The organism is Pseudomonas sp. RIT623, from assembly GCF_004519305.1.
Lineage (GTDB): Bacteria > Pseudomonadota > Gammaproteobacteria > Pseudomonadales > Pseudomonadaceae > Aquipseudomonas.
The window spans coordinates 40,959-53,074 of record NZ_SOZA01000014.1; the positions used below are offsets into that span (position 1 = coordinate 40,959).

A 12,116-nucleotide genomic window follows, 5' to 3' on the forward strand; every position below is an offset into this window, starting at 1 on the left:
TTCATACGCGCTGTACGTATTCTCCCCAACTCCAGCTACCGTGACAAGGGACTGAATCATGAGCACCACCCTGGCCGACCCGACGCCCACTACCCGACATGCCTGGCTCGCCATCGGCGCCGTAGGCCTGGCGACCTTCGCCGTCGTGACCACCGAAATGCTACCGGTGGGGTTGTTGACCCCGATCTCCGAGACCTTCGGCGCCAGCGCCGGCACCGTTGCCCTGAGCTTGACCCTGCCGTCGCTGCTAGCCGCGCTGTTCGCCCCTGTAGTGGTGATTGCCGCCGGCAATGTGGATCGGCGCAGGATCCTGCTCGGCCTGCTTGGCCTGCTTGTCAGCGCCAACCTGGCCACAGCCCTGGCGCCAGGCATTGGCTGGCTGCTGGCGGCGCGGGTACTGGTCGGGTTCTGCATCGGCGGTGTGTGGGCGATCGCCGGCGGCCTGGCCAGCCGCCTGGCACCCAGGCATGCGGTGGGCCTGGCCACGGCCATCATCTTTGGCGGCGTCGCCGCCGCCTCGGTGCTGGGCGTACCACTTGGAGCGCTGCTTGGCGAGCTGGCCGGCTGGCGCTGGGCGTTCGCTGGCATGGCGGTGCTCAGTGCATTGGCGCTGGCACTGTTGGCCGCGGTACTGCCAGCCTTGCCGGTCGCCAGTGCCATCACCCCCCGCCACTTCATCGCGCAATCCGGCAACCGCGCCCTGCAAGCGGGGCTGTTGCTGACACTGTTGCTGGTGAGCGGGCATTTCATGGCGTTCACCTTCGTGCGCCCGCTGCTGTTGTCCATGTCCGGCTTCGATGTGCGCTGGATCGGCGCCTTGCTGTTCGGCTATGGCATCGCCGGCATGGCCGGCAACTTCCTGGCCGGCCTGCTGGCGCCCACACGCCCGGGCATGACCTTGGCGCTCATCGCCCTGGGGCTGCTGTTGGTGCCGCTGCTGTTCCTGGGTATTGGCCAGGCGCCGGGCGGCGGCGGCATTGCCTTGCTGGCCTGGGGCCTGGCCTATGGCGGGGTGTCGGTCGGCTTGATGACCTGGATGATCCAGTCGGCGCCAGACGCGGTGGAAGTAGCCAGCGCCCTGTTCATTGCCGTGTTCAACGTCGGCATTGCCCTGGGGTCGTGGGCTGGCGGTCAAGTCGTGGACAACTTCGCGCTGCAGCCGCTGTTGTGGCTGAGCGTGACGGTGTTCGCCATGGCGCTGCTGCTGGCCCTGGCCCTTGGTGCACGCCGGGACGGCAGGGTCAGCGACTATTGCTCATGAAAACGCAAAAGCCCGCCTGAAGGCGGGCTTTTGCGTTTAGCGAACAGCGACCGAGGTCAAGCGCTCGATCATTCCCACTCGATAGTGGCCGGCGGTTTGCTCGACACGTCGTAGGTGACGCGGGAAATACCGTCGATTTCGTTGATGATGCGGCCGCTGACGGTTTCCAGCAGCTCGTACGGCAGGTGCGCCCAACGAGCGGTCATGAAGTCCACTGTCTCGACGGCACGCAGGGCCACGACCCAGGCGTAGCGACGGCCGTCGCCGACGACGCCGACCGACTTGACCGGCTGGAACACCACGAACGCCTGGCTGGTCTTGTGGTACCAGTCGGCCTTGCGCAGCTCCTCGATGAAGATATGGTCGGCGCGACGCAGGATGTCGGCGTATTCCTTCTTCACTTCACCGAGGATGCGCACGCCCAGGCCTGGGCCCGGGAACGGGTGGCGGTAGACCATGTCGTACGGCAGACCCAGCTCCAGGCCGATCTTGCGCACTTCGTCCTTGAACAGCTCACGCAGTGGCTCGACCAGCTTGAGGTTCATTTCCTCCGGCAGGCCACCGACGTTGTGGTGCGACTTGATCACGTGGGCCTTGCCGCTCTTGGCGCCGGCCGACTCGATCACGTCGGGGTAGATGGTGCCCTGGGCGAGGAACTGGATGTTTTCCAGCTTGCTGGCCTCGGCATCGAACACGTCGATGAAGGTGCGGCCGATGATCTTGCGCTTCTTCTCAGGGTCCGCTTCGCCGGCCAGGTTGTCGAGGAACTGCTTCTCGGCATCGGCGCGAATCACCTTGACGCCCATGTTCTCCTTGAACATGGCCATCACCTGGTCGCCTTCGTGCAGGCGCAGCAGGCCGTTGTCGACGAACACGCAGGTCAGCTGGTCGCCGATGGCGCGATGCAGCAGCGCGGCAACCACCGAGCTGTCGACACCGCCGGACAGACCCAGCAGGACGTTGGCCGAACCCACCTGGGCGCGTACCTGGGCAATGGCGTCCTCGACGATGTTCGAGGCGGTCCACAGGGCTTCACAGCCGCAGATGTCCTGGACGAAACGCGACAGGATGCGACCGCCCTGCTTGGTGTGGGTCACTTCCGGGTGGAACTGCACGCCGTAGTAGCCCAGGGCGTCGTCGAACATGCCGGCGATCGGGCAGCTCGGGGTGCTGGCCAGCACGTGGAAGTTGCCTGGCATCTGGGTGACCTTGTCGCCGTGGCTCATCCACACGTCCAGGCCCAGCACGCCGTCGTCGTCGACATGGTCTTCGATGCCGTCGAGCAGGCGGCTCTTGCCAACCACGTCAACACGAGCGTAACCGAACTCGCGCAGGTCGGAACCTTCGACCTTGCCGCCCATCTGTTCGGCCATGGTCTGCATGCCGTAGCAGATGCCCAGCACGGGCACCTTCAGGTCGAACACCGCCTGCGGCGCGCGCGGGCTGTTGGCTTCGTGGACCGACTCGGGGCCGCCAGCCAGGATGATGCCGCGCGGGTTGAATTCGCGGATCGCTTCATCGTCCATGTCGAACGGGTGCAGTTCGCAGTACACGCCGATCTCGCGCACGCGGCGGGCGATCAGCTGGGTGTATTGGGAACCGAAATCGAGGATCAGGATGCGGTGAGCGTGAATGTCGAGGGCCATGACTCAATCTCGTCAGTGGAAATCGGAAACGACGCGGGGCTGTGTATGACAGCCCCGTTCGGTAATTGCTGGAAGCCTCAGCCTACGCGGTAGTTAGGGGCTTCTTTGGTGATCTGTACATCATGCACATGGGACTCGGCCATGCCAGCGCCGGTGATACGCACGAACTCCGGCTTGGTACGCATCTCTTCGATGGTCGCGCTGCCGGTGTAGCCCATGGACGAACGCAGGCCGCCCATCAGTTGGTGGATGATCGCGGCCAGAGCGCCTTTGTACGGCACGCGGCCTTCGATACCCTCAGGAACAAGCTTCTCGGCGCCGGCCGAGGAGTCCTGGAAGTAACGGTCGGACGAGCCTTGCGCCTGCGCCATGGCGCCCAGCGAGCCCATGCCGCGGTAGGCCTTGTAGGAACGGCCCTGGAACAGTTCGACTTCGCCCGGCGCTTCTTCGGTACCGGCGAACATCGAACCCATCATCACGCAGGAAGCACCGGCGACGATGGCCTTGGACAGGTCACCGGAGAAACGGATACCGCCGTCGGCGATCAGCGGCACGCCAGTGCCTTCCAATGCCGCGGCGACGTTGGCGATGGCGCTGATCTGCGGCACGCCGACACCGGCGACGATACGGGTGGTGCAGATCGAGCCTGGGCCGATACCGACCTTGACCGCGTCGGCGCCCGCTTCGGCCAGGGCCTTGGCGGCGGCACCGGTGGCGATGTTGCCGCCGATCACCTGCACTTGCGGGTAGGTCTCTTTCACCCAGCGAACGCGATCGATCACGCCTTTGGAGTGACCGTGGGCGGTGTCGACCACCACCACGTCAACGCCGGCGGCAACCAGGGCGGCAACGCGCTCGCCGGTGTCCTTGCCGGTGCCGACCGCGGCGCCGACGCGCAGGCGACCCTGGTCGTCCTTGCTGGCCAGCGGGTAGGCCTTGGCCTTCTCGATGTCCTTGACGGTCATCATGCCCTTGAGGGCGAACTTGTCGTCGACGATCAGGACTTTTTCCAGGCGGTGCTTGTGCAGCAGCTCGCGGACTTCGTTCTTGTCGGCGCCTTCGCGGACGGTGACCAGACGCTCTTTGGGGGTCATCACGTCGCGGACCTTGGCGTCCAGGCGGGTTTCGAAGCGCACGTCACGGGAGGTGACGATGCCGACCAGGTCGCCGTTCTCCAGTACAGGAACACCGGAGATGTTGTTCAGGCGGGTCAGGTCGAACAGGTCGCGCACGGTGGCGTCGGCCTCGATGGTGATCGGGTCCTTGACCACGCCAGCCTCGAACTTCTTGACCTTGCGTACTTCGCCGGCCTGCTGCTCGATGGTCATGTTCTTGTGGATGATGCCGATGCCGCCTTCCTGGGCCATGGCGATGGCCAGGCGCGCTTCGGTCACGGTATCCATGGCGGCGGAAACCAGGGGAATGTTCAGCTCGATGCCACGAGTCAAACGGGTCTTGAGACTGACTTCATTGGGCAGTACCTCGGAGTAGCCAGGTACAAGGAGGATATCGTCGAAGGTCAGGGCTTCTTGGCTGATACGCAGCATCGCGGGGGCTCCCGGGAGGGAAAAATGGAAGCGCGCCATTATACCCATCCATGGCGCGCCGCTCAATGCAAAAAAGGGGCCTTCGGTCAGCCTTGCGGCAGTTTTACCTGCACCACCGCCACTGGCTGATCCAGCCAGTCGGCGAAGCTGTCGAGGAAGGCCTGGGTAAACCCGGCCTCGCCCCAGTTATTGAAGATGAACCCCAGGTTGGAAAAGGCACACGGCTGCAGGTACAGAAAACCATTGATGTCGTCTTCGAAGCCGCACAGCGGGCAAGTGAAGTTGTCGCTCACCCCAGGCATCCACTCTTCCAGGCTCTCGAACAGCGGCTCGCCGACCTCGCGCCGGCACTCCGGGCAACCGGCTTCTTCGAGAAAACCGTCGGTGGGGGTGTAGATGCAGCGCTTGAGCATCACTTCCAGGCCGTTGACCTGCTCGCCAAGCGGCAGCTTCTCGGGGTGCAGCGCGATCTTGCGCGCCCCTGCGGCCAGGGCATGGCCCATGCGGTTGCCGGTACGGCCACAGGTGCTCAGTTGTTCCTCGACGATCTTCTCACGCACCAGCCAACGCAAAATGGCGCGGGCGCGGGCTTCGTGCACCGGCACGGTGGACAGCTTGGGGACGATGATGCTCTGGGTATTCATGCTTGAGGCGGGCCTGCGAACTGCGGTAATGGCGCAATTCTAGCGCCTGCTCAGGCGCTCAGGTAGCGACCGATAAGCGCCAGGCCGCTAGCCAGCACCAACCAGGTGACCAGGCGGATGAAGGCCTCGCGGGACAGTTTCAAGGTCAGCCGTCGCCCCAGCCAGGTGCCGACGAACATCACCGGCAGCAGGCAGGCGGCAAGCAGCAGCAGGCTGGTATCGGCATACACCCCGGCGATCAGGAACAGCGACAGGCGTACCACCGTGCTGCAGCTGATCAGCGCGACCTGGGTCGCGCGCACCTGTTCCTTGGCCTCCAGGCGGGCACTGAGGTAGATCGCGTAGAGGAATCCACCACTGCCGAACAAGGCGCCGAACAATCCGCCCACCGTGCCCATGGGCACCGCCCAGGCGCCCGACAGACTAGCCGGGCGGACCTTGACCGCCAGGCCATAGACCGCATAGGCGGTCACGAAGATGCCCATCAGCAACAGCAACACATCGGACTTGAGCCGCAGCAGGAACACCACGCCCAGGGTGCAACCCACGGCCATGAACGGCAGCAGGCGCAGCAACTCGCCGCGCACCACATCGCGTCGCGACGGCAGCAGGTTGCCGAAGGCAGCGACGAAATCCAGCAGTACCAGCAGCGGAATGATCCGTGACAACGGCATGAAGTGGATCAGCACGGGGCCGGCGACCAGCGCGGTGCCGAAGCCGGCAATGCCGAAGACTATATAGGCCACCCCCACTCCCAGCAGGATGGGCAGCCAGTCGAACGTGGATAACGACAGTTGAGCAAGCATCGCGGCAGTTCCCTTGAAGACAACTGAAGGTTAGCCAGTGACGAGCCATGCCGACTAATATGCCTTTTCGCCATGAGCCATCTTGAAAAGGCATGACATGACTTCGATCCGCCAGCTGCGCTACTTCGTCGAAATCGCCGAGACCGGTAGTTTCAGCGCCGCCGCCGAGCGGCTGTACATTGCCCAGTCGGCCCTCAGCCGGCAGATCAAGGAGCTTGAGCTTCACCTGGGCACCGTCCTGTTCGAACGCACTGCCCGCCTGCCACGGCTGACCGTCGCTGGGCAGGCCTTTCTCGAGCGCGCCCGCCATCTGCTGGCCGACCTGGACAAGGCCGAGCGCCTGGCCCGGGAAATCGGCCAGGGCCTGCGCGGCAGCCTGCGCCTGAACCACTCCAGCACCGTGCCGCTGACCGGCCATTTGCTGCAGCGCCTCGGCGGCTACCTCGAGGACAATCCCGGCGTTTCCCTGGAGATCGCCCAGCAATCGTCGGAGGCGCAACTGGAGGACATCGCCGAAGGCCGCCTGGAGATCGGCCTGCTGCGCCTGCCGGTGCTACGCCAGCATGAGGGCGTGGAGTTGCATGCGCTGTTCGACGAACCCCTGCTGCTGGCAGTAGCGGCGGGCCACCCACTGGCCACGGCAAGTAGTGTGCGGCTGGGCCAACTGCGCGAGGAACGCTTCATTTCCATCCCCCATCGCCAGCGCGGCGGCCTGAGCTACCTGTCGGCGTCGCTGTGCATGAATGCGGGTTTTTTTCCGCAGGCAGCTCAGGTGGTATCGCGCAAGACCACGCAACTGCAATTGATCCAGGCCGGGTTCGGGGTGGCGTTGTTGCCGGCGAGCATGCGCGAGATCGCCCCACCGACGCTGCGTTTCGTGCCGCTGGACGAGGCGTGCCAAAGTACCGTGGCGCTGGCTTGCCGGCGCGATGCCGGCGAGCTGGTGCGCCAGTTCGTGGCGATCATGCAAGGCTGAAGGCCTTATCGCGGGTCAAGCCCGCGATAGAGGCCGGCACAGACAACCAGGCCTTCGCTCCTTTATGATGCCCGCCATGATCAGAGACCCTTTCGAACGACTCGGCCTGGACCGCGAGGTCCTCACCGTCAGCCAGCTCAACGGCCGCGCCCGCGTGCTGCTCGAGGACGTGTTCCGCAGCGTCTGGGTGGAAGGCGAGATTTCCAACCTCGCCCGCCCGGCCTCCGGCCACATGTACTTCACCCTCAAGGACAGCGGCGCGCAGATCCGTTGCGCGCTGTTCCGGCAGAACGCCGCCCGGGTACGCCAGGCCCTGCGTGACGGCCTGGCGGTACGGGTGCGCGGCAAGGTCTCGCTGTTCGAAGGGCGTGGCGACTACCAACTGATCCTCGATACGGTCGAGCCGGCCGGCGACGGTGCCCTGCGCCTGGCGTTCGAGGCGCTGAAGGAAAAGCTCGGCGCCGAGGGGCTGTTCAGCACCGAACGCAAGAAGCCGCTACCGGCGCACCCGCAACGCATCGGCATCATCACCTCGCCCACCGGCGCGGTGATCCGCGACATCATCAGCGTGTTCGGCCGCCGTGCGCCGCAGGTCGAGTTGAACCTGATTCCCACCGCGGTACAGGGCCGCGAAGCGATCAACCAAATCGTCCGCGCCCTGCAGATGGCCGACCGACAAGGCTTCGACGCGCTGATCCTGGCCCGTGGTGGCGGTTCGCTGGAAGACCTCTGGTGCTTCAACGAAGAGGCCGTGGCCCGCGCCGTGGCCGCCTGCGTCACGCCCATCGTCAGCGCCGTGGGCCATGAGACCGACGTGTCGATCAGCGATTTCGTCGCCGATGTGCGCGCACCCACGCCGTCCGCCGCCGCCGAGCTGCTCGCCCCCGACAGCAGCGGCCTGCAACAGCGCCTTGACGGCCTGCAACGGCGCCTGCTGCTGCGCATGCAGAACCGCCTGGCCCACGACCGTCTGCGCGTGGATGGCCTGGCCCGGCGTCTGCGCCACCCGGGCGAGCGCCTGCGCCAGCAGGCCCAGCGCCTGGACGACCTGGACATGCGCCTGCGCCGCGCCTTCATGCTCGACATGAACCACCGCCAGCAACGCCTTGGCCGCCTCGACATGCGCCTGGCCGCGCAGCATCCGGGGCGTAACCTGAAGCTGCTCAAGCAGCGCCTGGACAGCCTTGCCGAGCGCCTGCCGCGGGCCATGCGAGACCTGCTCAAGGACCGCCGCCAACGCTTCCAGGCGCAGCTGCAGACGCTGCAGGTGGTCAGCCCCCTGGCCACCCTCGCCCGCGGCTACAGCATCCTCCTGGATGAACGCGGCCAGGCCATCCGCAGCGCCGCGCAGACCCACAACGGCCAACGCCTGACCGCTCGCCTCAACGAAGGCGAGCTCAAGGTGCGGGTCGAGGACAACCACCAGACCCCGGTCACCCTCTCGCTACTGGACTGACACATGCCCCGCCTGTTCGCGCCCTTGCTTGCCCTCGCCCTGCTGCTGCCAGTCACCGCTGCCCAGGCCAGCTACATCACCCGCACCCTGAACAAACCGGTGCCCGGCGGCGTTGCGGTGGTCGACCTGGGGCCGGCCGCCAGCGCTCCATCGGCGCGCTTCGACGGCAAGCCGGTGCTGGTGGTCAACGAGCAGGGCAACTGGCTGGCGATCGTCGGCATCCCGCTGACGCAAAAGCCCGGCAATGCCGTGCTGACCCAAGGCGGACGCAGCATTGCCTTCAGTGTCGCCAGCAAGAAGTACCCCGAGCAGCACATCACCTTGAAGAACAAACGCCAGGTCAACCCTGAACCGCAGGACCTCAAGCGCATCGACCGCGAACTGGCCGAGCAGATCAAGGCCTACCGCAGTTTCAGCCCTGTGCTTCCGAGCAACCTGATCCTCGACAAGCCGGTCAACGGCCCGCTGTCGAGCAAGTTCGGCGTGCGCCGCTTCTTCAATGGCGAGGAGCGCAACCCGCATGCCGGCCTGGACTTCGCCGTGCCCGCCGGCACGCCGATCAAGACCCCGGCCAATGGCAAGGTGATCCTGGTGGGCGACTACTTCTTCAATGGCCGCACGGTGTTCGTCGACCATGGGCAAGGCTTCATCAGCATGTTCTGCCACATGTCCAAGATCGACGTGAAGCCGGGCCAGGCGCTGCGCCGTGGCGAGGTGGTGGGCCGTGTAGGTTCGACCGGTCGGGCCACCGGGCCGCACATGCACTGGAACGTCAGCCTCAACGATGCGCGGGTGGACCCGGCGATCTTCATTGGCGCGTTCCAGCCCTGAAATCGCAATCGCGGGGGCCCGCTCCCACGCAGCCAACGGTGGCCCCGCGATTTGCGCAATGAAAAAACTTAAAGCAAGAAAATATCAACAAACCAAAATCAATGGACATAAAAAATCAGTAAACTCGTTTTTTTAAGCATTTCTATCAATTTTTCCGCACTGCTTGCCATCCCCCAACCCACTGGTTAGGGTTGAGCACATGAACATCTTCAGCACCCTCCTCCAACAACACCGCAGCCTCTGCCTGGTCAGCGCCCGACTACCAGGGTGAATCGCGTCGCCTCGCCTTTTCATCTCGTACACGTTCGGCAGGCCCGATCACGGCCGCACATAAAAGGAATGCTTGCATGACCATGCTCAAAGATCCCTCGAAGAAGTACCGCGCCTTCCCGACCATCGACCTGCCCGACCGTACCTGGCCGTCGAAGACCATCACCCAGGCGCCGATCTGGTGCAGTTCCGACCTGCGTGATGGCAACCAGTCGCTGATCGAGCCGATGGATGCCGAGAAGAAGCTGCGTTTCTGGAAGACCCTGGTGCAAGTAGGCGTGAAGGAAATCGAAGCGTCGTTCCCGTCCGCATCGCAGACCGACTTCGACTTCGTGCGCACCCTGATCGAAGACGGCCACATTCCGGACGACACCACCATCCAGGTGCTCACCCAGGCCCGTGAAGACCTGATCGCCCGCACCTTCGAATCCCTGCGCGGCGCCAAGAAGGCCATCGTCCACCTGTACAACGCCACCTGCCCGTCGTTCCGCCGCATCGTCTTCAACCAGGACAAGCAGGGCGTCAAGGACATCGCGGTCAACGCCGCCAAATTGTTCGTCAAGTACGCCGCGCAGCAGCCGCAAACCCAGTGGACGTTCCAGTACTCGCCTGAAACCTTCAGCGCCACCGAACTGGAATTCGCCAAGGAGGTGTGCGACGCGGTGATCGAGGTGTGGAATCCAACCCCCGAGCACAAGATCATCCTCAACCTGCCGGCCACCGTCGAAGTCGCCACGCCGAACGTCTACGCCGACCAGATCGAGTGGTTCTGCCGCAACATCAACCGCCGTGACAGCGTGATCATCAGCCTGCACACCCACAACGACCGTGGCACCGGCGTCGCCGCCACCGAGCTGGGCCTGATGGCCGGCGCCGACCGTGCCGAAGGCTGCCTGTTCGGCAATGGCGAGCGTACCGGCAACGTCGACCTGGTGACCCTGGCGCTGAACCTCTACACCCAGGGCATCGACCCGCAACTGGACTTCTCCGATATCGACGGCGTGCGCAAGGTCGTCGAGGAGTGCAACCAGCTGCCGGTGCACCCACGTCACCCGTACGTCGGCGACCTGGTCCACACCGCCTTCTCCGGCTCGCACCAGGACGCCATTCGCAAGGGCTTCGCCAAGCAGCAGGACGGCGAACTGTGGGAAGTACCATACCTGCCGATCGACCCGGCCGACATCGGCCGCAGCTACGAGGCGGTGATCCGCGTCAACAGCCAGTCGGGCAAGGGCGGCATCACCTACCTGCTCGAGCAGGAGTACGGCATCAGCCTGCCGCGCCGCATGCAGATCGAGTTCAGCCAGGTGGTCCAGGGTGAGACCGACCGTCTCGGACTGGAAATGACCGCCGAGCAGATCTACAAGCTGTTGCAGAAGGAATACCTGCAAGCCAACGCGCCGTACGCACTGGTCAGCCACCGCCTGCAGGAAGAGAACGGCAGCAGCCACGTGCAAGTGGAAGTCTCCGGTGAAGGCGAAACCACCCTGCACTGGCACGGCAAGGGCAACGGCGCCCTGGAGGCGCTGGTCGCCGGCTTGCCGGTCAACGTCGAGATCATGGACTATAACGAACACGCCATCGGTGCCGGCACCAACGCCAAGGCCGCGGCCTATATCGAGCTGCGCGTGGCCGGTGGTCGTCCGGTGCACGGCGTGGGTATCGACGAGAACATCACCACTGCCAGCTTCAAGGCACTGTTCAGCGCGCTGAACCGCTCGCTGAGCCAGCAGCAGGCCAAGGCGGCGTAAGCCATCGCAGAAAAGCAAAGCCCGCATCCTTGATGCGGGCTTTTTTGCCTGTGGCAGGGCACTGCATACCCGTGTAGGAGCGGCCTTGTGTCGCGAAAGGGCCGCAACGCGGCCCCCAGGATATCAGCGTTCATGCAAAGATCGCTGGGGCCGCTTGGCGGCCCTTTCGCGACACAAGGCCGCTCCTACAGGCGAAAAAAAGGGGCGCCGACCAAGCGCCCCATAACCGTGTAGCACACAACGAAATCTGTCAGTCCAGCAACGCCATCGCCTCGGCGCTGCACGCCTCGATCCGCGCCCAGTCGCCGTTCTTGATCCAGCTGCTGTCGAGCATCCAGGTGCCGCCCACGCACATCACATTGGGCAGGGCCATGTAGTTGCGCACGTTGGCCGGGTTGACCCCACCGGTGGGGCAAAAGCGAATGTCGCCGAACGGGCCGCCGAACGCCTTGATAGCCGCCACGCCGCCGCTGATTTCCGCTGGGAACAATTTGAAGCGGCGGTAGCCCAGGGCATACCCCAGCATGATTTCCGATGGCGTGCTGATACCGGGCAGCAGTGGAATGTCGCTTTCCACACCCGCCTGGAGAACGTCCGGAGTGATGCCCGGGGTAACGACGAACTGCGCGCCCGCCGCCTCGACGGCCGCGAACATGCCGCGGTCGAGCACGGTACCGGCACCGACGCACAGCTCCGGTCGCTGTTCACGCAGCACCTGGATGGCCTTCAGGCCGTGCTGCGAGCGCAGGGTCACTTCCAGGGTGCGGATGCCGCCAGCGGCCAACGCGTCGGCCAGGGGCAGGATGTCTTCCTCACGGGCGATGGTGATCACCGGCAGGATGCGCGCCTTGTTGCAGATCGCGTCGATGCGTTCGGCTTTCTCGGCCATCGAGAGCAAAGGCTGGGGGCGTTCGAGGGTGGTCATGAC

General features: G+C 64.8%; 10 protein-coding genes. 5 read left to right on the forward strand and 5 right to left on the reverse strand.

What is annotated here, in order from left to right:
- The first annotated feature begins 58 nt into the window (after positions 1–58).
- Positions 59–1,261 (forward strand): MFS transporter, encoded by a 1,203-nt coding sequence (locus tag E3U47_RS12075; RefSeq protein ID WP_134691669.1) that lies wholly within the window; start codon positions 59–61, stop codon positions 1,259–1,261.
- 68 nt (positions 1,262–1,329) lie between these two features.
- Here E3U47_RS12075 and guaA read toward each other — a convergent pair whose 3' ends face one another.
- The 4 genes from guaA to E3U47_RS12095 form a co-directional block, all read right to left on the reverse strand.
- Positions 1,330–2,907: a glutamine-hydrolyzing GMP synthase gene (guaA, locus tag E3U47_RS12080; RefSeq protein WP_134691670.1), complete on the reverse strand. Its 1,578-nt coding sequence runs from the start codon at positions 2,905–2,907 to the stop codon at positions 1,330–1,332.
- Between the two features lie 77 nt (positions 2,908–2,984).
- The gene (gene guaB, locus E3U47_RS12085; RefSeq protein WP_134691671.1) at positions 2,985–4,454 is read right to left on the reverse strand and encodes an IMP dehydrogenase; all 1,470 of its coding nucleotides are present in this window, start codon (positions 4,452–4,454) and stop codon (positions 2,985–2,987) included.
- A gap of 86 nt (positions 4,455–4,540) precedes the next feature.
- Entirely contained in the window at positions 4,541–5,098 is a 558-nt protein-coding gene (locus tag E3U47_RS12090) for a sugar ABC transporter ATPase (protein ID WP_134691672.1), read from the reverse strand.
- A gap of 50 nt (positions 5,099–5,148) precedes the next feature.
- Complete coding sequence (locus E3U47_RS12095; RefSeq protein WP_046854330.1) at positions 5,149–5,904, reverse strand: sulfite exporter TauE/SafE family protein; 756 nt, start codon at positions 5,902–5,904, stop codon at positions 5,149–5,151.
- A gap of 97 nt (positions 5,905–6,001) precedes the next feature.
- Between E3U47_RS12095 and E3U47_RS12100 the strand changes: the two genes are divergently transcribed.
- The 4 genes from E3U47_RS12100 to leuA all read left to right on the forward strand — a co-directional run bounded on the left by E3U47_RS12100 (position 6,002) and on the right by leuA (position 11,188).
- Positions 6,002–6,880 carry a LysR family transcriptional regulator gene (locus tag E3U47_RS12100; RefSeq protein WP_134691673.1) on the forward strand — a complete coding sequence of 293 codons (879 nt, stop codon included), beginning with the start codon at positions 6,002–6,004 and terminating at the stop codon, positions 6,878–6,880.
- A 76-nt stretch (positions 6,881–6,956) separates the two neighbouring features.
- A complete protein-coding gene (gene xseA, locus E3U47_RS12105) occupies positions 6,957–8,336 on the forward strand; it encodes an exodeoxyribonuclease VII large subunit (RefSeq protein ID WP_134691674.1) in 1,380 nt (459 codons plus the stop codon).
- 3 nt (positions 8,337–8,339) lie between these two features.
- On the forward strand, positions 8,340–9,167 hold the full coding sequence (locus E3U47_RS12110) for a M23 family metallopeptidase (RefSeq protein WP_134691675.1): 828 nt from the start codon (positions 8,340–8,342) through the stop codon (positions 9,165–9,167).
- Between the two features lie 347 nt (positions 9,168–9,514).
- Positions 9,515–11,188 (forward strand): 2-isopropylmalate synthase, encoded by a 1,674-nt coding sequence (leuA, locus tag E3U47_RS12115; RefSeq protein WP_134691676.1) that lies wholly within the window; start codon positions 9,515–9,517, stop codon positions 11,186–11,188.
- A gap of 250 nt (positions 11,189–11,438) precedes the next feature.
- Here the strand turns inward: leuA and E3U47_RS12120 are convergent, their stop codons facing one another.
- Positions 11,439–12,113: a bifunctional 4-hydroxy-2-oxoglutarate aldolase/2-dehydro-3-deoxy-phosphogluconate aldolase gene (locus E3U47_RS12120; protein ID WP_134691677.1), complete on the reverse strand. Its 675-nt coding sequence runs from the start codon at positions 12,111–12,113 to the stop codon at positions 11,439–11,441.
- Positions 12,114–12,116: the final 3 nt, after the last annotated feature.